Source organism: Streptomyces sp. NPDC041968, assembly GCF_055589025.1.
Map to the genome: position 1 here is coordinate 489454 of NZ_JBVJCB010000004.1, position 22157 is coordinate 511610.

The following is a 22157-nucleotide window of genomic DNA, read 5'->3' on the forward strand; positions in this document are numbered from 1 at the left end:
CCCGGACCCTACGCCCGCCGGTCCACGTACTCGTAGATCGCCCCGTCCGGATGCCGGGCGATCAGGTTGCGGCCGGCCGGCGTCGGGACCGGCCCCGCGATGACGTCCGCGCCCAGCGAGGTCAGGACGCGGTGGGTCTCCTCGACGTCCGCCACGGCGATCGTGGCGGCCACCTTGCGCAACACCTCGAGCTGGGACTCGGGTCCGCTCATCAGCAGGAAGCAGCCGACCGCGGCGACTTGGACGCCGCCGCGTTCGAAACGAAGGGCCGGGCCGCCGGCCAGACCCTCGTAGAAGGGGATCGCCTTCTCCAGGTCGTCGACGTAGATGCGCAGGGTGGCTCCCAGAATGTCCATGCGGACGAGCCTAGTTGGGGACGCCGGGGCCGTGCCCGCGGTCCGGCCCATGGAAGCCGCCCTCGCGGGTACCCGGACCGCATGGATCACCTGGATCACCTGGACAAGCACCTGGTCGACGAACTGGCGCAGGTGGCACGCGAGACCGTGCGCGACGAGCTGCGCGAACAGACGCGCAAGCAGCGCCGCAAGGCCACGCTGTACGCCGCCTCCGGTGCGGCCGCCCTGTACGCGGGGGCCGCCCTCGCCCTCGCCGTGGGCCTGGTCCTCGCCATCGGCCTGCCGGGCTGGGCCGCCGCGCTGATCACGGCCGCGCTGCTGGGCGTCGCGGCCTACCTGCTGCGGAGCGCGGCCCGGCCGCACGTGTCCCGGGCCCCGGAGCGCGGTCCGGCCGCCGCCGGTGACGCGCCGGGCGGGCTGGGCATGCCGTACCCGCCGAAGCCGCCCGTCGCGCCCGCCGTACCGCGCCAGGACGGCAGCGACCCCGACGCCCCGCACGGCCGACGCTGACCGGCCGCGGCCGGACAGCACGGCGCCCCCCGAGCGAAAGCCCGGGGGGCGCCGTCGTGTGCCGTGCCGTCAGGTGTCCTGCTGGAGCCGCGGCAGCACCTTCGTACGGTAGAAGTCGAAGAAGCCGCGCAGGTCGGGGCCGATCTGGTTGACGTAGACGCGGTCGAAGCCGGCGTCGGCGAACCCCCTCAGCTCCGCGACGTGCTCGTCCACGTCGTCGCCGCAGACCCGGTTGTCCCGGACCATGTCCTCGGTGACCAGGGTCTGCGCCTGCTCGAAGTGGGCGGGCGAGGGCAGCACCTGGCCCAGCTCGCCCGGCAGCAACTCGTTGGCCCACAGCCGGTGCACGGTCCGCACCGCCGCGTCCCGGTCGGTGTCGTAGCAGACCTTGGTGCCGCCGCTGACGAGCTTCCCGCCGCCCCCGCCCTTGCGGTACTGCTCCACCATCGACGCGTCCGGCATCATCGTGATGTACCCGTCGCCCACCCGGGCCGCCAGCTTGGTCGCCGCCGGGCCGAAGCCGGAGATGTCGATCGGGACGGGCTCGTCCGGGACGGTGTACAGACGGGCGTTCTCCACCGTGTAGTGCGTGCCGTGGTGGTTGACCTCCTCGCCGGTGAACAGCCGGCGCATGATCAGAATGGCCTCCTCCAGCATCTCCAGCCGCACGTGTGCGGCGGGCCAGGCGTCTCCGAGGATGTGCTCGTTGAGCGCCTCGCCGGTGCCCACGCCGAGCCGGAAGCGGCCCTCGGACATCACCGCGCTCGTCGCCGCGGCCTGCGCCACGACCGCCGGGTGCATGCGCACGGTCGGGCAGGTCACCGCCGTCTCGACGGGCAGCGACACCGCCTCCGACAGCGCGCCGATCACCGACCACACGAAGGGGCTCTGCCCCTGCTCGCCGTTCCACGGGTGGTAGTGGTCCGAGATCCACAGCGCCTGGAAACCGGCCTGCTCGGCCATGCGCGCCTGTTCGATCAGTTCCGCGGGACCGTACTGCTCGCAGGAGAGGAAATAGCCGTACTCGGGCATGGGGGGCCGCCTCCGGGACATGCGTCGGGTGGGTCCCGGGCCGGGTACCCGGGCGCACGGGGGGAAACCGGGCGCCGCGGCCGCCCCCGGCGACGTTTGGGTGCCCCGGCCGAGGGGACGCGGAAGGCTCACGAGGTACGCGACAGCCCGGAGGCGAACCGTGAGCCGACCCCGCATCGTGATCGTCGGCGCCGGCTTCGCCGGGTACCGGACGGCCCGCACCCTGTCCCGGCTCACCCGGCACCAGGCCGACATCACCCTGCTCAACCCGACCGACTACTTCCTCTACCTGCCGCTGCTGCCGCAGGTCGCCGCCGGGGTCCTGGAACCGCGCCGGGTCACCGTCTCCCTGTCGGGCTCGCTGCCGCGCACACGGCTGGTGCTCGGGGAGGCCGAGGACATCGACCTCGACGCGCACACCGTGCGCTACACCGGCCCCGAGGGCGGCGAGGGGACGCTGTCCTTCGACCGGCTCGTGCTCGCCGCGGGCAGCGTCAACAAACTGCTGCCCATCCCCGGCGTCGCCGAGCACGCCCACGGCTTCCGCGGGCTGCCGGAGGCGCTGTACCTGCGTGACCACGTGACCCGGCAGGTGGAGCTGGCCGCGGCGGCCGAGGACCGCCGGGAGTGCGCCGCGCGGTGCACCTTCGTCGTGGTCGGCGCCGGCTACACCGGCACCGAGGTCGCCGCGCACGGCCAGATGTACACCGACGCGCAGGTGCGCAGACATCCCCTGCGCACCGGCATGCGGCCCCGCTGGATGCTGCTGGACGTGGCGCCGCGGGTGCTGCCCGAGATGGACGAGCGGCTGTCCCGGACCGCCGAGCGGGTGCTGCGGCAGCGCGGCGTCGACGTGCGGATGGGCCTCTCCGTGAAGGAGGCCACGCACGACGGGGTCCTGCTGACCGACGGCACGAGCGTCGACACCCGCACCCTCGTGTGGTGCGTGGGCGTGCGGCCCGACCCCCTGGTGGAGTCGCTCGGGCTGCCCATGGAGCGCGGCCGGCTACTCGTGGACCCCCACCTCCAGGTGCCGGGGCGTCCCGAGCTGTTCGCCTGCGGTGACGTGGCCGCGGTGCCCGACCTCGACCGGCCGGGTCAGTACACGCCGATGACCGCGCAGCACGCCTGGCGGCACGGCAGGGTCTGCGCCCAGAACGTCGCCGCGTCGCTCGGCATCGGCGAGCGGCGCGCCTACCGCCACCGCGACCTGGGGTTCGTGGTGGACCTGGGCGGCGCCAAGGCGGCCGCCAATCCGCTGGGTGTCCCCCTGTCCGGCCCGGCGGCGGGCGCGGTCACCCGCGGCTACCACCTCGCGGCGATGCCGGGCAACCGCGTCCGGGTCGCCGCGGACTGGCTGCTGGACGCCGTGCTGCCCCGCCAGGCCGTCCAGCTGGGCCTCGTGCGCTCCTGGTCCGTGCCCCTGGAATCGGCCTCGCCGGAGGTGGCACGGGTACCGGGACGGACGGAACCACGGAGCGCCGAGCCCGGCGGAGCGGACGGGCGGGCGGGCGCGGCTGCGAGCAATCAGGCCGGTGGTGAGGCGGGCGGGAGCCGGTCGCCCGGTGGGCCGCCGGGGAAGGGCCGGCCGCCCGGCACCGCCCGGGCCTCCGGCGAGCCCGGCAGACCACGGCCCGCCGGCGCCGCGCCCGGCCCGGTGCGGTCCGCCGACATGCCCCCCGACCCCGGACCCGAACCCCCGGCGGACCAGCCGCCCGCCGGACCCGACATCGCCCCCGGCCCCGTCAGGCGAACCGACGGCCGTGCCGTGGAAGGAGACTCATGAACACCGGTGAACTCGTCGACCTCGGACAGCAGTTGCGCGTCGACAGCGTACGGGCGTCCGCTGCCGCGGGCTCCGGCCATCCGACGTCGTCGATGTCCGCCGCGGACCTGGTGGCCGTCCTCCTGGCCCACCATCTCCGCTACGACTTCGCGCGTCCCGCCCATCCCGGCAACGACCGCTTCGTCCTCTCCAAGGGGCACGCCTCGCCCCTCCTCTACTCCGCCTACAAGGCGGCCGGCGCCATCGACGACGAGGAACTGCTCACCTTCCGCAAGCTGGGCAGCCGCCTGGAGGGGCACCCCACGCCGCAGCGGCTGCCGTGGGTCGAGACGGCCACGGGGTCGCTCGGCCAGGGGCTGCCCGTGGGTGTCGGTATCGCGCTCTCCGGCAAGCGGCTGGACCGCACCGATTACCGCGTGTGGGTGCTGTGCGGCGACAGCGAGCTGGCCGAGGGCTCCGTGTGGGAGGCCGCGGAGCACGCCGGGTACGAGCGCCTCGACAACCTCGTCGTGATCGTCGACGTCAACCGCCTCGGCCAGCGCGGACCGACCCGGCACGGCCACGACCTCGACGCGTACGCACGCCGCTTCCGGGCCTTCGACTGGCACACGATCGAGATCGACGGCCACGACGTGGACGCGATCGACCGCGCCTACGGCGAGGCACTCTCCACCGAGGGCCGGCCCACCGCGATCATCGCCCGCACCCTCAAGGGCAAGGGCGTCCAGGCCGTGGAGGACCGCGAGGGCAAGCACGGCAAGCCGCTGCCCGAGGCCGACGAGGCAGTCGCCGAACTCGGCGGCCCGCGCGACCTCACGGTCCGGGTGCAGGAACCGCCCGCCGCCCGGGTGCTGCACTCGGTGGGCACCGGGGAGATCGAACTGCCCCGCTACGACCTGGGCGACGAGGTCGCCACCCGCAACGCCTTCGGAGAGGCGCTCGCCGCGCTCGGCACCGCCCGCGGCGACGTCGTCGCCCTCGACGGCGAGGTCGGCGACTCCACCCGCGCCGAGTACTTCGCCAAGGAACACCCCGAGCGCTACTTCGAGTGCTACATCGCCGAACAGCAGATGGTCGCGACCGCGGTGGGCATGGCGGCCCGCGGCTGGGTACCGTTCGCCACCTCCTTCGCCGCGTTCCTGACCCGCGCCCACGACTTCGTGCGCATGGCCTCGATCAGCGGCTCCGGCATCAACCTGGTCGGCTCCCACGCGGGCGTCGCCATCGGCGAGGACGGGCCCAGCCAGATGGGCCTGGAGGACCTGGCGATGATGCGGGCCGTCCACGGCTCGACCGTGCTGTACCCGTGCGACGCCAACCAGACCGCCCGCCTGGTCGCCGGGATGGCCGGGCTGGAGGGCATCCGCTACCTGCGCACCTCGCGCGGGGGGAGCAAGGTGATCTACGGTCCCGACGAGGAGTTCCCGGTCGGCGGGAGCAAGGTCCTGCGCTCCTCCGACCGCGACCGGCTCACCGTCGTCGCGGCCGGCGTCACCGTGCACGAGGCGCTCGCCGCGGCCGACGTCCTGGAGCAGGACGGCGTCCGGGTGCGCGTGATCGACCTGTACTCCGTCAAGCCCGTCGACCGGGACACGCTGCGCCGGGCCGCCGAGGACACCGGCTGTCTGCTGACCGTGGAGGACCACCGCCAGGAGGGCGGCCTCGGGGACGCGGTCCTCGACGCGTTCTGCGACGGGCGGCCCGTGCCGCGCCTGGTCCGGCTGGCGGTCGGGACGATGCCCGGCTCCGCGAGCCCGGCCGAGGAACTGCACGCCGCCGGGATCGACGCGGAGTCCGTCGCGGCCGCCGTACGGATGCTCGTCGAGCAGGCGATCGTCCCGTGAGCGGTGGCGCCGTACGGACCGTCCGGGCCGGCCGGCACACGGTGGAGGTCCACCGGCCCGACAAGGTGCTGTTCCCCGCGGGCGACGACGGGGACGGCGGACGGGCACAGGAGTACACCAAAGGCGATCTCGTCGACTACTACCGGGCCGCCGCCCCGTTCCTCCTGCCCCACCTGCGGGGCCGGCCGCTGATGCTGGAGCGGCACCCGGACGGCGTCGACGGACCGCGGTTCATGCAGAAGAACACCCCGGCGCACTATCCGGACTGGATCGAACGCGTCGAGGTCGGCAAGGAGGGCGGCACCGTCCGCCACACCGTGTGCGACGACACCGCCACCCTCCTCTACCTGGCCGACCAGGCCGCCCTCACCCTGCACCGCTGGCTCTCCCTGCGCGGGCAGGTCGACCGGCCAGACCGGCTGGTCTTCGACCTCGACCCGGCAGGCGACGACTTCCCGGCGGTCCGGGAGGCCGCCCGGCTGCTGGGCGAACTGCTCGACGAACTGAAGCTGCCCTCGGCCCTCATGACCACCGGTTCCCGGGGACTGCACGCGGTCGTGCCGCTCGACGGCCGCCAGGACTTCGACGACGTACGGGAGTTCGCACGGGACGTCGCCGAGGTACTGGCCGCTGCCCACCCAGACCGGCTCACCACCGCCGCCCGCAAGAAGGACCGCGGCGACCGGCTCTACCTCGACATCCAGCGCAACGCCTACGCGCAGACCGCGGTCGCCCCGCTCACCGTCCGTGCCCGGCCCGGCGCGCCCGTCGCCACGCCCATCTCCTGGGACCAGCTCGACGACCCCGGGCTGCACGCCCGCCGCTGGACCATCGCGGACGCCGTCGACCAGGCCCGCACCCGGCCCTGGGCGGGGATCATGCGCCGCGCCCGGGCGCTCGGTCCCGCCCGACGGCGGCTGAACGCCCTGCGCGGCTGACCGGCCCGGGCCCGCGGACCGCCCGGTTGCGTCGGCGCGTGGCACATGCATGCGCCCGTGGAGGTTTGGCGAACACACTTGCGGCCACACGGGAGGGGAGGTGGCCATGGCGAACACGAACAACACATCCGAATCACAAGACTCGCAACAGAGTTCACAAGAATCACAGAAGACACAGAAGTCAGAGAACTCACGCAACTCACGCAACTCACAGAAATCTCAAGACAAACAGGAATCCCGTAGGCCTCGGCCGATGGAGATCCTGCGCGAGGCGCGTGCCCAGCTCGCCGAGTTGACCGGCATGACCGCCGAGTCGGTGTCGTCCTTCGAGCAGACGGAGGAGGGATGGGCGCTGGAGGTCGAGGTCCTCGAACTCGAGCGCGTCCCCGACACGATGAGCCTGATGGCGAGCTACCAGGTCGAGCTGGACCCCGACGGGCAGCTCACCGGTTACCGGCGCGTCCGGCGCTACGAGCGCGGCCGGGCGGACACGCGCGGCGGCCGCTAGGCCGTCCGACCGGACACACACCCACAGACGAGATGGAGGGATTGCTGGCATGACTGTCGTACCGGCACAACAGACCGGCGGCGGAGGCGGCAGCAGCGGCCTTTACGACGTGCTCGAGCTTGTCCTGGACCGGGGACTCGTCATCGACGCCTTCGTGCGCGTCTCCCTGGTCGGCATCGAGATCCTGAAGATCGACGTCCGTGTCGTCGTCGCCAGCGTCGACACCTACCTGCGCTTCGCCGAGGCGTGCAACCGGCTCGACCTGGAGGCCGGGCCGCGCAAGGACCCGGGCCTGCCCGACCTGGTCGGATCGATCACCGAGTCCGGCGCCAAGGGCAAGTCCAAGGGGGCGCTCTCCGGCGCCGCCGAGACCATATCGGACGCGTTCAAGCAGGCCCGCGACGACAGCGACTCCGAGCGTGAGACCACCTCGCGCCCGCGCGCCCGCAAGTCCGCGCCCTCGCGCCGTAAGGAGGAGCAGGAGTGAGCACGTACGTCTACGGCATCACCGCCGGTTCGCACCCCTCGCTTCCCGAGGGCATCGCCGGAGTCGGTGAGCCGCCGCGCGAGGTGCGGATCCTGAAGGCGGGTGAGCTGGCGGCCATCGTCAGTGACGCGCCCGAGGGCCTGCGCCCCAAGCGCAGGGAACTGCTCGCCCACCAGAACGTGCTCAGCGAGGCGGGCGCGGGCGGCTGCGTGCTGCCCATGCGCTTCGGCAGCGTCGCCCCGGACGACGCCTCGGTCACGGGCGTGCTCGCCGAGCGGGCGGACCACTACACGGAGCGCCTCGCGGCGCTGGACGGCCGGGTCGAGTACAACGTCAAGGCCAACCACGTCGAAGAGGCCGTGCTGCACCACGTGATGGCCGACAACCCGGAGATCCGGGCGCTGGCCGAGTCCAACCGGCAGTCGGGCGGCGGCAGCTACGAGACCAAGATCCAGCTCGGCGAGATGGTCGCCGCGGCGGTCCAGCGCAAGGAGGCCGAGGACGCGGTCGCGGTGGAGCGCGCCCTGGAACCGGTCGCCGACGCCGTGAGCGTGGGTCCCGAGTCCACCGGGTGGCTGGCCAATGTCTCCTACCTGGTGAAGCAGGACGCGGCCGAGGAGTTCCTCGCCGCCGTGGAGCGGGCCCGCAAGGACATGCCGCACCTGGAGGTGCGCGTGAACGGCCCCCTGCCGCCGTACAGCTTCGTCGAGCCCGGCCCGGCCGAGCCCGCGGGCACCGCGGCCGGCGGGATGGATGTCGGAACGGAGTGAGGACGTGGGACTCATCTCGGAGATCCTGCTGCTGCCGCTCGCCCCGGCGCGCGGCGGCGCCTGGGCCATCAGACAGGTGCTGAACGAGGCCGAGCGGATCTACTACGACCCCGCCACGGTCCGCGCCGAACTTGCCCGGCTGGAAGAGCAGCTGGAGGCCGGCGAGATCACCGAGGAGGAGTTCGACCGTCAGGAGGACGGACTTCTGGACCGGCTGGAGATCGCTACGCGCACGAGCGCGGGATTGGGCAACGGGACGGCGCCATGAATCGAGTGGGACTCGGCCTCGCGGTAGGGGCCGGATATCTGCTGGGACGTACGAAGAAGCTGAAACTCGCGGTCGCCGTGGGCACCATGGTGGCGGGCAAGAAGATGAACCTGACCCCGAAGGGCATCGCGGAGCTGGTCTCGACGCAGCTGCAGAACAACCCGCAGTTCAAGGAGATCGGGGACCAGCTGCGCACCGACCTGCGGGGCGTGGGCAAGGCCGCCTCGGGCGCCATGGTCGAGCGGCAGATCGACGCGCTCGCCGACCGTCTGCACGGGCGCACCGCCCAGGTGCGCGACCAGCTCTCCGGCGTGGCGTCCAAGGCGCCGGGCGTCGGCTCCCGCGACTCCGAGGACTCGGAGGACTCGGAGTCGTACGAGGAGTACGACGACGAGCACGACGAGCGCGACGACCACGAGGACGAGTCCCCCGAGGACACCCGCGAGGACGAGCCCGAGTCCGAGGGGCGGGGCCGGGAACGCCGGGAGCCGCGCGGCGAGCGGGCCGCGAAGGCGGCTCCCGACGGGGCACGCAAGGCGGCCAAGAAGGCGCCGGCGAAGAAGACCGCCGCCAAGGCCCCCGCGAAGAAGGCTGCCGCGAAGCGGGCCCAGCCCGCCAAGAAGGCGGTCGGCAAGAAGACCGCCGGAGCCAGGAACTCCGCCCGGGGCGCCGGCCCCCGGCAGACGAAGGGCGGTGGTGAGCGATGACCGACACCCTCGGTTCCGCGGCTTCCACCGCGGGCAAGGCGGCGAAGAAGAACCCGATCGCCGACGTGGCCCAGAGCGAGGCGGCCGACCGGCTCAAGGCGGAGGTGCAGGAGTACCTCGCCGCCCAGGTCACGCGGTTGCTGACCGGCGTCGGCACCAAGCTCGGCGAGACCACCGGCAAGCTGAACGACATAGCCGAGGGCAACAGCCCCGGGTTCGCCAAGCTCGCCCTCGACGGTGGCCGCAAGCTCGCCGAGGGCAAGCGTCCGATGCGGGCCGCGTTCGAGGTCGGCGCCGGCAAGGTGAAGGACAACGTGGTCGGCGCCTTCAAGAACCTCGCCGGCGGCAGGGGGCGCAAGAAGGGCGGCGGAGGCCAGAAGCCGACCGTCATCATCGAGTACGTCGACGTCGGGGTCCCCCTGCGCACGGCCTACGACCAGTGGACCCAGTACCAGGACTTCAGCACCTTCGCCAAGGGGGTCAAGAGCGCCAACCGCGCCGACGACACCTCGTCCGACTGGCAGCTGAAGGTCTTCTGGTCCAACCGCAGCTGGAAGGCGAAGACCACCGAGCAGGTGCCGGACGACCGGATCTCCTGGACGTCGGAGGGCGCCAAGGGAACCACCAAGGGCGTCGTCAGCTTCCACCAGCTCGCCGACAGCCTCACCCGCGTGATCCTGGTCATCGAGTACTACCCCAAGGGCCTGTTCGAGAAGACCGGCAACATCTGGCGCGCCCAGGGTCGCCGGGCCCGCCTCGACCTGAAGAACTACGTCCGCCACATCACCCTCAAGGGCGAGGCGGACGACGGCTGGCGCGGGGAGATCCGCGACGGCGAGGTCGTCCGCAGTCACGAGGACGCCCTCGCCGAGGAGCAGGAGGAGCAGGAGGGGCAGGAGGGGCAGGCGCACGAGGACGACCGGGAAGACGACGAGCCCGAGGAGGAGTACGAGGGCGAGGAGGAGGAGCCGCACGCCGAGGAGGAGGGCGAGGCGGACGCCGAGTACGAGCAGGAGCCGGAGGAGGAGTCCGCGGGCGAGCCGGAGGAGGAGTACGAGGAGTACGAGGAACCGGAGGGCGAGTACGAGGTGCCCGAGGGCGAGTACGAGGAGGACAAGGAAGCCGGGGAGGACGAGTACGCGTCCCGTGAGGAGCACGAGGACGCCGACAGCGGGAGTCGTCGATGACCACACCCAGCCGACTGCCCGACCCCTATGGCCAGGGACAGAGCGCCAATCTCGCCGACATCCTGGAGAGGGTGCTCGACAAGGGAGTCGTCATAGCCGGCGACATCCGGATCAACCTGCTCGACATAGAGCTGCTCACGATCAAGCTGCGGCTCATCGTCGCGTCCGTGGACAAGGCCAAGGAAATGGGCATCGACTGGTGGGAGAGCGACCCCGCCCTCTCCTCGCGCGCCCGGCGCGACGAACTCACCCGGGAGAACGCCGAACTGCGCGAACGCCTGCGCGAGCTGGACCCGGGCCGTGTACCGAGGGAGGCACCGTGACCGGACTGCGGTACGTGTACGCCGTCTGCCGCCCCTTCGGCGCGGCACTGCAGAGCCAGCTGACGGGGGTGGCGGGCGATCCGCCCCGCCTGCTGCCCCACGGCGACCTCGTCGCCGTCGTGAGCCACGTCCCCGAGGCCGACTTCTCCGAGGAGGCGCTCCGCGCCCACCTGGAGGACCTGGACTGGCTCTCCGGGACCGCCCGTGCCCATCAGCAGGTCATCGACGCGCTCACCGCCGTCACCACCCCGCTGCCGCTCCGGCTGGCCACCGTCTTCCGGGACGACAGCGGCGTGCGCGTGATGATGGAGGAGCGGGCGGAGACCTTCTCGAACCGTCTGGACCGGCTCGAAGGGCGCGTGGAATGGGGCGTCAAGGTCTACGTCGAGCCGGATCAGGAGCGGGCCTCGGGACCGGCACAAGCCGCCCCGAAGCCCGCCTCGGGCCGGGACTACCTCCGGCAGCGACGCATGCAGACGCGCGCGAACGAGGACCTGTGGACCAGGGCCGAGGGCTTCGCGACGCGGCTGCACGAGACGCTCTCCGACCGGGCCGACGACGCGAGGCTGCACGCCCCGCAGAACCCGAACCTCTCCGGTGCCGCCGGACGCAACGTCCTCAACGCCGCGTATCTGGTGCGGCGCGACGTCTCCGAGGAGTTCGTGGAGACGGTGGACCGGACGAAGGACGACGTCCCCGGCCTGCGCGTGGAACTCACGGGGCCGTGGGCCGCCTACTCCTTCGCCGGCGAGGAGAGCCCGGGGGAGGAGTCGTGACCGTCGTCGAACGCCGTGAGATAGCCCTGGTGGACCTGCTCGACCGGCTGCTCGCCGGCGGCGTGGTCATCACCGGTGACGTCACCCTGCGCATCGCCGACGTCGACCTGGTCCGCATCGACCTCAACGCGCTGATCAGCTCGGTCAACCGCAACGTCCCCTCACCGTTCGGGGACTGACGTGAGCGATCATCCCGAGCCCCGCAAGCGCCTCGACCTGGAACCCGACACGGTCGAGCGCGACCTGATCAAGCTGGTGCTGACCGTGGTCGAGCTGCTGCGCCAGCTCATGGAGCGCCAGGCGCTGCGCCGGGTCGACGAGGGCGACCTCAGCGAGGAGCAGGAGGAGCGGATCGGACTCACCCTGATGCTCCTCGACGACCGCATGACCGAACTGCGCGACCGCTACGGCCTGCGGCCCGAGGACCTGAACCTGGACCTCGGGCCGCTGGGACCGCTGCTGCCCCGGGAGTGATCCGGCCGAGCGGCCGCCCCGCCGACGCGCGGGCCCGGGATTCCCGGCCCCGCGCGTCGGCGTGCGACGCGGAGATCGCGCTCGGGACGCGCCGGTGCCGGACCGTACAGGCGCCGGAGATGCTCAGGCGCGGCAGAGGATCTCTCCGTGCAGCACGCCGAACCAGCCTTCCGGCCGCTCTCCCCATTCCCGCCAGGCCGCCGAGACGGCGCGCAGCCGTTCCGCCGTCGCATGGCCGCCCTCGACGGCGCACCCGGCGTACGTCGACTCCAGGGTGCGCTCCGCCCACAGGCCGCTCCACCACTCGCGTTCGGCGGGGGTGGAGAAGGTCCAGGTGGAGGAGGTCGCGGTGATGTCGGTGAAGCCCGCTTCGAGGGCCCAGGCCTTCAGCCGGCGTCCGGCGTCCGGCTCACCGCCGTTGGCGCGGGCCACCCGGCGGTACAGGGACAGCCAGTCGTCCATGCCCGGCGAGGCCGGGTACCACGTCATGGCCCCGTAGTCCGAGTCGCGGACGGCGACGATCCCGCCCGGCCGCACGACCCGCCTCATCTCCCGCAGTGCCCGCACCGGGTCGCCCACGTGTTGGAGCACCTGGTGGGCGTGGACCACGCAGAAGGTGTCGTCGGGGTGGTCCAGCGCGTGCACGTCGGCCACCGCGAAGTCGGTGTTGGCCGCCCCGCGCCCGGCGGCCGTCGCGCGGGCCCTCTCCACGATCTCCGGCGCCCGGTCCACGCCGGTGACGTGGCCGTCCGGGACCAGGGCGGCGAGGTCCGCGGTGATGGTGCCCGGACCGCAGCCGACGTCCAGGATCCGCATGTGGGGTTCGAGCGAGCCGAGCAGGTGGGCGGCGGAGTTGGCGGCGGTGCGCCAGGTGTGCGAACGGAGCACGGACTCGTGGTGCCCGTGCGTGTAGACGGCGGTCTCCCGAGGCTTCGGCATGGTGGTCTCCCGGCTCTCCCGACGGTGCCGACACCGTACGCCCCTCGGCCGGATGGTGAGATACGCGTACCATCATGTGGACTGATGGTACGTCAGTAGGCCGGGAGAGGGTCAGGAGAGGAATCCGGTGCCGGGCAGCGGCCGGTACACGGTGAGCGCCTCGGGCAGCTTCTCCAGCGTCAGGTCGCCCTCCGTCTCCGTCAGCTCACCGTCGAACGCCATCAGCGTGCCGGGCGCGACGCCGGACAGGCGCAGCCGGCCCACCTGCACCGCGGCGTGCGCGGGGGACCGGGTCAGCGGTCCCGCCAGGGCCGCGGACACCAGCCGCAGCGCCGGCCGGCGGCCACCGTGCACCACCCGCACGTCCAGCTGCCCGTCCGCCAGGTCGAGCCGGCGGCCCGAGGCGATGCCCCGGCGGTGGTACGTGCCGTTGCCCGCGAACAGCATCCACAGCGGACGCCTGCGGCCCCGCACCTCGGCCTCCAGGGGGTGCCGGTCGGCCCGCAGCACCCGTACGGCCGCGAGCACACCGGCCGGCCAGCCGCCGATCCGGGACGACCAGCGCTCCCGCTCCCGCACCAGTTCCGGGTAGACGCCGAGGCTGAAGGTGTTCAGGAAGACGCCGCGTTGCCCGCCGGAGGCGAACCGGCCCACGTCCACCCGCACGCCCTCGCCCCGCTCCAGCGCCCGGCAGAGGTCCTTGACGTCCTCGACGCCGAGGTCGTAGGCGAAGTGGTTCAGCGTGCCCCCGGGCAGCACCGCCAGCGGCAGCCCGTGGCGGAGCGCGATCTCGGCGCCCGCGTTCACCGTGCCGTCGCCGCCGCACACACCCAGCACCCGGGCACGGCCCGCCGCCTTCTCCAGCTCCTCCCGGACGTCCTGCGGCTCGCACTCGACGACCTCGGCCTCGGGCAGCGCGTCGCACAGCGCCCGCACCCGGTCCGAGGTGCCCGAGCCGATGTTGGCCACCATCACCAGCCCCTCGCCCCCGGACAGCGCCGGCACCTCGGCGCGCGGCCGGGCCGGCGGCGTCAGCTGCGCCCGGGTGGGCACCATGCCCCGCACGGCGAACGCGGCCCCCACCCCGAGGGCCGCGCCGGCCACGACGTCGCTCGGGAAGTGGACGCCGGTGTAGACGCGGGAGAGGACGACCGCCGCCGCCACCGGGGCCACCGCGGCCCCCCACGCGGGGGACTCCAGCGCGACCCCGGTCGCGAACGCGGCGGCCGACGCGGCGTGCCCGGACGGGAAGGACGTCGTGATCGGCTGCCGCTTCAGCTGCCGGACCAGCGGCACCGGGTCGAGGGCGGGCCGGGCCCGGCGGACCGAGCGCTTGCCGAGGGTGTTGATCGTCAGCGAGGCCAGGCTCAGCGAGGCGAGGCCCCGGGCGGCGGCGCGACGGGCCCTCGGCGTGCGGGACGCGGCCAGGGCGGCGGCCGCCGCGAACCACAGCACACCGTGGTTGGCGCTGCGGCTCAACCGGGGCAGCAGGGGATCGGCACCGGGCCAGGTACGGGCGGCCACGGCCTCGAACGCACGCTGGTCCAGGCGCAGGAAACCGTTGCGGACCGGGTGCGGGCCGGGCGTGAGGGCGGTGAGGTCTACGTCGGGACTCATGCCTCCCGCCTACCCTGCGGGCGGCGCTTCCTGCGGGTGGCGCGCCCCACGTGCCCGGGCCCGCGTCCGCGGCGGGCCAAATGGGTTTGCCCCGGGAGCGGTGCGAGCCGCAGAATCCGGTCCCATGGGCCATCTCGAAGCCGCACACCTGGAGTACTACCTCCCCGACGGGAGGGCGCTGCTCGGCGACGCGTCGTTCCGGGTGGGGGAGGGGGCCGTCGTGGCCCTCGTCGGACCCAACGGAGCGGGCAAGACCACCCTGCTGCGCATGCTGGCGGGCGAGCTGAAGCCGCACGGCGGGACCGTCACGGTCGGCGGCGGGCTCGGGGTGATGCGGCAGTTCGTGGGCTCCGTGCGGGACGAGACGACCGTGCGCGACCTGCTGGTGTCGGTGGCGCCGCCCCGGATCCGCGAGGCCGCGCGCGCCGTCGACGCGGCCGAGCACGGCATCATGACGGTCGACGACGAGGCCGCCCAGATGCGCTACGCGCAGGCGCTCGCCGACTGGGCCGAGGCACAGGGGTACGAGGCGGAGACCCTCTGGGACATCTGCACCACCGCCGCCCTGGGCGTGCCCTACGAGCGCGCCCAGTGGCGGCAGGTGAGCACGCTCTCCGGCGGTGAGCAGAAGCGGCTGGTGCTGGAGGCCCTGCTGCGCGGCAATGACGAGGTACTGCTCCTCGACGAGCCGGACAACTACCTCGACGTGCCCGGCAAGCGCTGGCTGGAGGAGCGGCTCGCCGAGACCCGCAAGACGGTGCTGTTCGTCTCCCACGACCGGGAGCTGCTCGCCCGCGCCGCCGAGAAGATCATCTCCCTCGAACCGGGCCCCGCGGGCGCCGACGCCTGGGTGCACGGCGGGGGCTTCGCCACCTTCCACGAGGCGCGGCGCGAGCGCTTCGCCCGCTTCGAGGAACTGCGCCGCCGCTGGGACGAGAAGCACGCACAGCTCAAGAAGCTGGTCCTGAACCTCCGTCAGGCGGCCGCGGTGAGCCACGAGATGGCCTCCCGCTACGCCGCCGCCCAGACCCGGCTGCGCAAGTTCGAGGAGGCCGGCCCGCCGCCCGAGCCGCCGCGCGAGCAGGACATCAGGATGCGCCTGAAGGGCGGCCGCACCGGCGTACGCGCCGTCACCTGCGAGCAGCTGGAACTCACCGGCCTGATGAAACCCTTCGACCTGGAGGTCTTCTACGGCGAACGGGTCGCCGTCCTCGGTTCCAACGGTTCGGGCAAGTCGCACTTCCTGCGGCTGCTCGCCGGTGCCGAGGTGGCGCACACCGGGAACTGGAAGCTCGGCGCGCGCGTGGTGCCCGGTCACTTCGCGCAGACCCACGCCCACCCGGAACTGCTCGGCCGCCCCCTCCTGGACATCCTGTGGACCGAGCACTCACAGGACCGGGGCGCGGCCATGTCCCGGCTGCGCCGCTACGAGCTGACCCAGCAGGCCGAGCAGCCCTTCGACCGGCTCTCCGGCGGCCAGCAGGCCCGCTTCCAGATCCTGCTGCTGGAACTCCAGGGCGTCACCGCCCTCCTGCTCGACGAGCCGACCGACAACCTCGACCTGGAATCGGCCGAAGCCCTCCAGGAAGGCCTGGAGGGCTTCGAGGGCACGGTCCTCGCCGTCACCCACGACCGCTGGTTCGCCCGCTCCTTCGACCGGTACCTGGTCTTCGGCAGCGACGGCCGGGTCCGCGAGACGGCGGAGCCGGTCTGGGACGAACGGCGCGTGGAGCGGGCCCGCTGACACCCGCCCGGGCGGTCACTTCCAGCGCAGCAGCGCCCCGAGACCGCCCACCGGGGCCTTGTCCGCCGCCTCGGACGGGAGGGCCGGTGCCACCGAGATCGCCGGGGCACCGGTCATCACCGCCGAGCGCAGCAGGGCGTCGTCCGCGCGGGCCGACCAGGAGGTCTGCTCGCCGAGCGTCTTCAGCTCCGTACGGCGCACCGCGAGCTGGTCGGCGTCCTCGCCCACCCACACCTCGCGGTGGGTGTCCGGGCCGTCGGGGATGATCAGCAGCTCGTCGATGCGGTGCTCCCGGGCCGCCTCCACCAGTGCGGGCACGCCCTCCGCCGCACCGGCCCGGCCCTCGCCGTCCGGTGTGCGGGCGGCCAGGAAACGCTCCAGGTCCTCCCGTGCGCGCGAGCGGACGTGGTCGACGCGCAGCCCCTCCACCTCGTCGTCCAGCAGCCTGCTCCCGGCGCCGCGGGCGGCCTCGGCGATCCGGTCCCGCAGCCGCTGGGGCATCCGCTGGTGCACGGACCGCCGCTCCCGGTCGTCGCCCACCAGGATCATCAGGTCGGCGCCCGTCTCCTCCTGGCAGACGGCGAGCGCGTCCGCGATCTCCGCCGCGTTGTGCTCCCAGGTGTTCTCCACCCGCAGCTGGAAGTGGCGCTCGGACCAGTCGGCGCTGCTCGTGCGGTGCACCGGCCACTTCCGGCCGGTCACGCCGCCCGCGTCCGAGCTGCCGAGCGCACTGCGCAGCTCGAAGTCGGCACCCTTGCGGTCGATGTACGCCACCACGCACACCGGGTCCTCGCCGGCCAGGTCCAGCAGCGGCGCCACGTGCGGCAGCGGCGCCCAGTCGGCGGTGGTCCCGCCGTACGGGGGCCGGGCCAGCGGCGGATCCAGGACCACCCGGCCGCCGCACGCGAACAGGGCCCGCCCGTGCGGATCGGTGGCGTGGCGCAGCCCGTCCACGGCCTCCCGCACCGCCTCGCAGGTCGCCTCGTCCGCGCCCTGGGCCGCCAGCTCCCGGGCCACCGCGGCGGCCGTCAGCTCCCGCTCGTGGGCGGTGTCCTCCGCGTGCCGGGACAGGTCGACGTACACGGAGGCCCAGGGCCCCTGATGCTCGTAGAGGGGGTGCAGAAACGAGAGATCCATGGGGCTGCCCTCCCGGGTGCCGCTCGGGGGTGGTAGTGCTCGGGGGCGGGTACCCGGACCGCATGAACGAACACGACACGCGTGAGGCCACCGCGACCGGTGTGAACCCGGGCCGCCTGGACGACCAGCAGCTCATGAAGGAACTGGAGACCATCCACCGCACACGCCACGACACCCTGCTGTACGGGTCGAACGACGCGCTGCGGGCCCACAACGACCGCATGGCCCAGCTGGAGGGCGAGTGGCTGCGCCGCAACCCCCGGCGTCCCGTGGCCGCGGGCCGCACCCGCGAGGGCGCCCGCGAACGCGGCTGCGGGGAGGCCACCACGCCCGGCGTCTGAGCGCCGGCCCGGTGGCCTCCCCGCGGCCCGGGCGGACCCGGTCCGTCCGTCAGCCGTCCGTCTTGGCGAACTCCGCGAGGAACGTCTCGCAGAACGCCTTGAGGTCGTCCGGCTTGCGGCTGGTGATCAGCACGTTGTCGCCGTGGTCGCAGACCTTCACCTGTTCGTCGACCCAGGTGGCGCCCGCGTTGGTGAGGTCGGTCCGCAGACTCGGCCAGGAGGTCAGCACCCGGCCGCGCACGACGTCCGCCTCGACGAGCGTCCAGGGCGCGTGGCAGATGGCGGCCACCGGCCGGCCCTGCCGGAAGAAGTCCCTGACGAACGCCACGGCCTTCTCGTCCATCCGCAGGAAGTCCGGGTTGGCCACCCCGCCGGGCAGGACCAGCCCGCCGAAGGAGTCGGCGGACGTGTCGCCCACCACCTCGTCCACCGGGAACGTGTCCGCCTTGTCGAGGTGATGGAAGCCCTGGACCTCACCGGACTGCGTGGAGACGAGTACGGGCTCGTGACCCGCGTCCTTCGCCGCCTGCCACGGCTCGGTCAGCTCGACCTGTTCCACGCCCTCGGGCGCGGTCAGAAATGCGATACGCATGGGGATGGGATTCCTTTCCGGGTGCTCCGGCCGGTGTCGCCGCCCGCAGCACCTGTGTCGTTCGGCCGTGTGTGTGGTCCGGCCGTGTGTCCACGGGTGTCCGTCGGGCCCCGTGGTCGTCCTGCACGCCCTCAGCCGCCGGACCGCTCGTCCGGTGCCGCCCGGCTGATGTCGGCCAGGGCCGAGGCGGGAGCCCGGGCCTCGGCGAGATCGCCGAGGGTGACCGTGCCCACCGGCAGCCCGTTCTCCACGACCGGCAGCCGGCGCACGGCGTGCTCGCGCATCAGCGCCAACGCGTCCGCCGCCTTCTCGCCGGGGGAGACCGTCAGCGGATCGCGGGTGCACACCGTCCGGACGGCGACCGCCATCGGGTCGAGGCCCTCCGCCACCGCCCGGACCGTGATGTCGCGGTCGGTGAGGACGCCCACGACGTCCTGTCCGTCCGCGACCACCACATGGCCGATGTTCTGCGTGCGCATGAGCTGCGCCGCCTCGACGAGGGAGGAGTCCGGGCGGACGGCGGCCACACCCGGGGTCATGACGTCCTTCACGTACTCGGCCATCCGAGGTTCGCCCCTCCCGGCGTTAGGCACCCCGGGTGCCGGTGGACCCGGATCCGCCGTCGTCGGTCAGGGCCATCGCCAGTTCCTGCACGTTGTCGTAGCGCGCCTTGTGCGGCAACCGTTCCAGACCCTCGACGAGGGCGTCCGGCGCATGGCCGCGGCGCAGGGCCCGGCTCAGTTCCCGAGGGCCCGCGGGGAAGGTGCCCCGGGTCAGGTTCCGGGCCAGTTCGAGCCGCAGGGCCTCCAGGTACGTCGGTCCGCGGCCCGGTGTCACCGGCCCGTACATGACGTCCGGGTCGTCCTCGGCAGCCGGTTCCGGGTCGTTCCACTCCTCGGTGCGGGTGGAGTGCCCGGACCTGAGCAGACCCTGGAGTTCGTGCTTCATCTCGTCGTCGCGGTGGACGCTCATCCGGTCGCTGCCTCGCTGCATGTCTCCCTCCAGATCCTTCGGGGTGCCGACCGCGTACCCGGACACCGCGGGCCGACACGGATTCGTCCGGACGGGTCGGGTCCGATCCGTCCCGGCCTCCCGCCGACACGGTGCGTGCCTGCTCGTACACCCCGGGTTTGCCCGGCGGGGCGTGGGAACCCGGCCCGCGCACCACCCCCCACGCCCACCCCTTCTCGGGAAGGACGGACCATGGCGGTGCTGCTCGCTGTCTTCATCCCGGTCCTCATGCTCGGCGTGGTCCTGGGCCTGGGCCGTTACGAGGAACTGCTGCTCCCGGGCACCGCCCCGCCGCCCCCGGACGCCGAGCCGGCCGTGGCCGGGCCGGCCGATCAGTAATCGAGAAGCGGGAGCCACCGCGCCCCGTCTAGCGTGTCACTGCCGACCCGCCGACGGAGGAGACCCGATGAGCAGCGCCAGAAGAACGGACACGCGGCAGACCGCACCGCATGTCGCGGACAGCCACGACCTGATCCGCGTGCACGGCGCCCGAGAGAACAACCTCAAGGACGTCAGCATCGAGATCCCCAAACGGCGGCTGACGGTCTTCACGGGCGTCTCCGGCTCGGGCAAGAGCTCCCTGGTGTTCAACACGATCGCCGCCGAGTCGCAGCGGCTGATCAACGAGACCTACAGCGCCTTCGTACAGGGCTTCATGCCGACCCTGGCCCGGCCCGAGGTCGACGTCCTCGACGGCCTCACGACCGCGATCATCGTGGACCAGCAGCGGATGGGCGCCGACCCCCGTTCCACGGTCGGCACCGCCACCGACGTCAACGCGATGCTGCGCATCCTCTTCAGCCGGCTCGGCGACCCGCACATCGGCCCGCCCAGCGCCTACTCCTTCAACACCGCCTCCGTCCGGGCGAGCGGCGCGATCACCGTCGAACGGGGCAACAAGAAGGCGACCAAGGCCACCTACGAGCGCACCGGCGGCATGTGCACGCACTGCGAGGGCCGCGGCACGGTCTCCGACATCGACCTCAGCCAGCTCTACGACGACTCCAAGTCGCTGGCCGAGGGCGCCTTCACCATCCCCGGCTGGAAGTCCGAGAGCCAGTGGACCGTCCAGGTCTACGCCCAGTCCGGCTTCGTCGACCCCGACAAGCCGATCCGCGAGTACTCCGAGCAGGAACTGCGGGACTTCCTCCACGGCGAGCCGGTCAAGGTCAAGGTCAACGGCGTCAACCTCACCTACGAGGGCCTGATCCCGAAGATCCAGAAGTCGTTCCTGTCCAAGGACAAGGAGGCGATGCAACCGCACGTCCGGGCGTTCGTCGAGCGGGCCGTCACCTTCACGACCTGCCCCGAGTGCGACGGCACCCGGCTCAGCGAGGGTGCCCGGTCGTCGCGGATCGGGAAGATCTCCATCGCCGACGCCTGCGCGATGGAGATCCGCGACCTGGCCGAATGGGTCCGCGGACTCGACGAGCCGTCGGTGGCGCCGCTGCTCACCGCGCTGCGCGACACCCTCGACTCCTTCGTGGAGATCGGCCTCGGCTACCTCTCGCTGGAGCGGCCGGCCGGCACGCTGTCGGGCGGAGAGGCCCAGCGCGTCAAGATGATCCGCCACCTGGGGTCCTCGCTCACCGACACCACGTACGTCTTCGACGAGCCCACCATCGGCCTGCACCCGCATGACATCCAGCGGATGAACGACCTGCTCCTGCGGCTGCGGGACAAGGGCAACACGGTCCTCGTCGTCGAGCACAAGCCGGAGGCCATCGCGATCGCCGACCACGTCGTCGACCTCGGCCCCGGCGCCGGCACCGCGGGCGGCACCGTCTGCTTCGAGGGCACCGTCGAGGAGCTGCGGGCCGCCGGCACCGTCACCGGCCGCCACCTCGACGACCGGTCCTCCCTCAAGGAGACCGTCCGCGAGCCCACCGGCGCCCTGGAGATCCGCGACGCCACGCGGCACAACCTCCAGGGCGTCGACGTCGACGTCCCGCTCGGCGTGCTCTGCGTGGTCACCGGTGTGGCGGGCTCCGGCAAGAGCTCCCTGATCCACGGCTCGATCCCGGCCGGCGCGGACGTCGTGTCGGTCGACCAGAGCCCCATCAAGGGCTCGCGGCGCAGCAACCCGGCGACGTACACCGGACTGCTCGAACCGATCCGCAAGGCCTTCGCCAAGGCCAACGGGGTCAAGCCGGCCCTCTTCAGCGCCAACTCCGAGGGCGCCTGCCCCACCTGCAACGGCGCCGGCGTCATCTACACCGACCTGGCGATGATGGCCGGCGTCTCCACCCCCTGCGAGGACTGCGAGGGCAAGCGGTTCCAGCCCGCGGTGCTGGAGTACCGGTTCGGCGGCCGGGACATCAGCGAGGTGCTGGCGATGTCGGTGGACCAGGCGGAGGAGTTCTTCGGCACCGGCGAGGCCCGCACCCCGGCCGCGCACAGGATCCTCGAGCGGCTCGCCGACGTCGGGCTCGGCTACCTCACCCTCGGCCAGCCGCTCACCACACTCTCCGGCGGCGAGCGGCAGCGGCTGAAGCTCGCCACGCACATGGGCGACAAGGGCGGTGTCTACGTCCTGGACGAACCCACCACCGGACTGCACCTCGCCGACGTCGAACAACTCCTCGGACTGCTCGACCGGCTCGTCGACTCGGGCAAGTCCGTCATCGTCATCGAGCACCACCAGGCGGTCATGGCCCACGCCGACTGGATCATCGACCTCGGCCCCGGCGCCGGCCACGACGGCGGCCGGATCGTCTTCGAGGGCACCCCCGCCGACCTCGTCGCCGACCGCTCCACCCTCACCGGCGAGCACCTCGCGGCCTACGTCGGCGCCTGACGCCCGACCCGAC

Annotated in this window: 26 protein-coding genes; 18 read left to right on the plus strand and 8 right to left on the minus strand. The window is 72.9% G+C overall.

Annotated features, from left to right (window positions below):
• Window positions 1-8: 8 nt before the first annotated feature.
• Window positions 9-356, minus strand: a complete 348-nt coding sequence (locus tag ACZ6EG_RS13200; protein WP_053139583.1) for a VOC family protein — start codon at window positions 354-356, stop codon at window positions 9-11.
• Window positions 357-437: 81 nt separating this feature from the next.
• Between ACZ6EG_RS13200 and ACZ6EG_RS13205 the strand changes: the two genes are divergently transcribed.
• Complete coding sequence (locus ACZ6EG_RS13205; protein WP_469604196.1) at window positions 438-866, plus strand: phage holin family protein; 429 nt, start codon at window positions 438-440, stop codon at window positions 864-866.
• A gap of 69 nt (window positions 867-935) precedes the next feature.
• Here the strand turns inward: ACZ6EG_RS13205 and ACZ6EG_RS13210 are convergent, their stop codons facing one another.
• Complete coding sequence (locus ACZ6EG_RS13210; protein ID WP_391968359.1) at window positions 936-1898, minus strand: LLM class F420-dependent oxidoreductase; 963 nt, start codon at window positions 1896-1898, stop codon at window positions 936-938.
• Between the two features lie 160 nt (window positions 1899-2058).
• Here ACZ6EG_RS13210 and ACZ6EG_RS13215 point away from each other — a divergent pair, with 160 nt between their 5' ends.
• The 13 genes from ACZ6EG_RS13215 to ACZ6EG_RS13275 all read left to right on the plus strand — a co-directional run bounded on the left by ACZ6EG_RS13215 (window position 2059) and on the right by ACZ6EG_RS13275 (window position 11966).
• Entirely contained in the window at window positions 2059-3684 is a 1626-nt protein-coding gene (locus ACZ6EG_RS13215; protein ID WP_391968358.1) for an NAD(P)/FAD-dependent oxidoreductase, read from the plus strand.
• Window positions 3681-5528: a transketolase gene (locus ACZ6EG_RS13220; RefSeq protein ID WP_469604201.1), complete on the plus strand. Its 1848-nt coding sequence runs from the start codon at window positions 3681-3683 to the stop codon at window positions 5526-5528. The genes ACZ6EG_RS13215 and ACZ6EG_RS13220 overlap by 4 nt, the downstream gene beginning before the upstream one ends.
• The gene (gene ligD, locus ACZ6EG_RS13225; protein WP_469604204.1) at window positions 5525-6466 is read left to right on the plus strand and encodes a non-homologous end-joining DNA ligase; all 942 of its coding nucleotides are present in this window, start codon (window positions 5525-5527) and stop codon (window positions 6464-6466) included. Before ACZ6EG_RS13220 ends, ligD begins: the two co-directional genes overlap by 4 nt.
• A gap of 106 nt (window positions 6467-6572) precedes the next feature.
• Entirely contained in the window at window positions 6573-6974 is a 402-nt protein-coding gene (locus ACZ6EG_RS13230; RefSeq protein ID WP_391968355.1) for a gas vesicle protein GvpO, read from the plus strand.
• A 49-nt stretch (window positions 6975-7023) separates the two neighbouring features.
• Window positions 7024-7461: a gas vesicle structural protein GvpA gene (locus tag ACZ6EG_RS13235; protein WP_356606971.1), complete on the plus strand. Its 438-nt coding sequence runs from the start codon at window positions 7024-7026 to the stop codon at window positions 7459-7461.
• Window positions 7458-8231 (plus strand): GvpL/GvpF family gas vesicle protein, encoded by a 774-nt coding sequence (locus tag ACZ6EG_RS13240; RefSeq protein ID WP_391968354.1) that lies wholly within the window; start codon window positions 7458-7460, stop codon window positions 8229-8231. The genes ACZ6EG_RS13235 and ACZ6EG_RS13240 overlap by 4 nt, the downstream gene beginning before the upstream one ends.
• Window positions 8232-8235: 4 nt before the next feature.
• Complete coding sequence (locus tag ACZ6EG_RS13245) at window positions 8236-8499, plus strand: gas vesicle protein GvpG (RefSeq protein ID WP_391968353.1); 264 nt, start codon at window positions 8236-8238, stop codon at window positions 8497-8499.
• Window positions 8496-9206 carry a DNA primase gene (locus ACZ6EG_RS13250; protein ID WP_391968352.1) on the plus strand — a complete coding sequence of 237 codons (711 nt, stop codon included), beginning with the start codon at window positions 8496-8498 and terminating at the stop codon, window positions 9204-9206. The genes ACZ6EG_RS13245 and ACZ6EG_RS13250 overlap by 4 nt, the downstream gene beginning before the upstream one ends.
• Window positions 9203-10393 carry an SRPBCC family protein gene (locus ACZ6EG_RS13255; RefSeq protein WP_469604209.1) on the plus strand — a complete coding sequence of 397 codons (1191 nt, stop codon included), beginning with the start codon at window positions 9203-9205 and terminating at the stop codon, window positions 10391-10393. The genes ACZ6EG_RS13250 and ACZ6EG_RS13255 overlap by 4 nt, the downstream gene beginning before the upstream one ends.
• Complete coding sequence (locus ACZ6EG_RS13260) at window positions 10390-10716, plus strand: gas vesicle protein (protein WP_053139604.1); 327 nt, start codon at window positions 10390-10392, stop codon at window positions 10714-10716. The genes ACZ6EG_RS13255 and ACZ6EG_RS13260 overlap by 4 nt, the downstream gene beginning before the upstream one ends.
• The gene (locus tag ACZ6EG_RS13265) at window positions 10713-11492 is read left to right on the plus strand and encodes a GvpL/GvpF family gas vesicle protein (protein ID WP_391968350.1); all 780 of its coding nucleotides are present in this window, start codon (window positions 10713-10715) and stop codon (window positions 11490-11492) included. Before ACZ6EG_RS13260 ends, ACZ6EG_RS13265 begins: the two co-directional genes overlap by 4 nt.
• Window positions 11489-11671 carry a gas vesicle protein gene (locus ACZ6EG_RS13270; protein WP_003972471.1) on the plus strand — a complete coding sequence of 61 codons (183 nt, stop codon included), beginning with the start codon at window positions 11489-11491 and terminating at the stop codon, window positions 11669-11671. The genes ACZ6EG_RS13265 and ACZ6EG_RS13270 overlap by 4 nt, the downstream gene beginning before the upstream one ends.
• A 1-nt stretch (window position 11672) precedes the next feature.
• Window positions 11673-11966: a gas vesicle protein K gene (locus ACZ6EG_RS13275; RefSeq protein ID WP_356606958.1), complete on the plus strand. Its 294-nt coding sequence runs from the start codon at window positions 11673-11675 to the stop codon at window positions 11964-11966.
• A 123-nt stretch (window positions 11967-12089) separates the two neighbouring features.
• Here ACZ6EG_RS13275 and ACZ6EG_RS13280 read toward each other — a convergent pair whose 3' ends face one another.
• Together ACZ6EG_RS13280 and ACZ6EG_RS13285 are read right to left on the minus strand one after the other, a co-directional pair.
• Window positions 12090-12905, minus strand: a complete 816-nt coding sequence (locus ACZ6EG_RS13280) for a methyltransferase domain-containing protein (RefSeq protein ID WP_391968349.1) — start codon at window positions 12903-12905, stop codon at window positions 12090-12092.
• Window positions 12906-13016: 111 nt separating this feature from the next.
• A complete protein-coding gene (locus ACZ6EG_RS13285) occupies window positions 13017-14522 on the minus strand; it encodes a phosphatase PAP2 family protein (RefSeq protein ID WP_469604214.1) in 1506 nt (501 codons plus the stop codon).
• Between the two features lie 124 nt (window positions 14523-14646).
• Between ACZ6EG_RS13285 and ACZ6EG_RS13290 the strand changes: the two genes are divergently transcribed.
• A complete protein-coding gene (locus ACZ6EG_RS13290) occupies window positions 14647-16266 on the plus strand; it encodes an ABC-F family ATP-binding cassette domain-containing protein (RefSeq protein WP_356612418.1) in 1620 nt (539 codons plus the stop codon).
• 15 nt (window positions 16267-16281) lie between these two features.
• On the opposite strand, the gene ACZ6EG_RS13295 is transcribed toward ACZ6EG_RS13290, so the two are convergent.
• Window positions 16282-17403: a baeRF2 domain-containing protein gene (locus ACZ6EG_RS13295; protein ID WP_391968347.1), complete on the minus strand. Its 1122-nt coding sequence runs from the start codon at window positions 17401-17403 to the stop codon at window positions 16282-16284.
• Window positions 17404-17465: 62 nt separating this feature from the next.
• Here ACZ6EG_RS13295 and ACZ6EG_RS13300 point away from each other — a divergent pair, with 62 nt between their 5' ends.
• Window positions 17466-17744: a DUF6158 family protein gene (locus tag ACZ6EG_RS13300; protein WP_391968346.1), complete on the plus strand. Its 279-nt coding sequence runs from the start codon at window positions 17466-17468 to the stop codon at window positions 17742-17744.
• Between the two features lie 49 nt (window positions 17745-17793).
• On the opposite strand, the gene ACZ6EG_RS13305 is transcribed toward ACZ6EG_RS13300, so the two are convergent.
• The 3 genes from ACZ6EG_RS13305 to ACZ6EG_RS13315 all read right to left on the minus strand — a co-directional run bounded on the left by ACZ6EG_RS13305 (window position 17794) and on the right by ACZ6EG_RS13315 (window position 19329).
• A complete protein-coding gene (locus ACZ6EG_RS13305) occupies window positions 17794-18336 on the minus strand; it encodes a type 1 glutamine amidotransferase domain-containing protein (RefSeq protein WP_469604219.1) in 543 nt (180 codons plus the stop codon).
• A 131-nt stretch (window positions 18337-18467) separates the two neighbouring features.
• A complete protein-coding gene (locus ACZ6EG_RS13310; RefSeq protein WP_469604222.1) occupies window positions 18468-18899 on the minus strand; it encodes a CBS domain-containing protein in 432 nt (143 codons plus the stop codon).
• Between the two features lie 22 nt (window positions 18900-18921).
• Complete coding sequence (locus ACZ6EG_RS13315) at window positions 18922-19329, minus strand: DUF2795 domain-containing protein (protein WP_384692426.1); 408 nt, start codon at window positions 19327-19329, stop codon at window positions 18922-18924.
• Between the two features lie 210 nt (window positions 19330-19539).
• Between ACZ6EG_RS13315 and ACZ6EG_RS13320 the strand changes: the two genes are divergently transcribed.
• Together ACZ6EG_RS13320 and ACZ6EG_RS13325 are read left to right on the plus strand one after the other, a co-directional pair.
• Complete coding sequence (locus ACZ6EG_RS13320; protein WP_391968344.1) at window positions 19540-19686, plus strand: hypothetical protein; 147 nt, start codon at window positions 19540-19542, stop codon at window positions 19684-19686.
• 67 nt (window positions 19687-19753) lie between these two features.
• Complete coding sequence (locus ACZ6EG_RS13325; protein WP_469604227.1) at window positions 19754-22144, plus strand: ATP-binding cassette domain-containing protein; 2391 nt, start codon at window positions 19754-19756, stop codon at window positions 22142-22144.
• The last annotated feature ends 13 nt before the right edge of the window (window positions 22145-22157 follow it).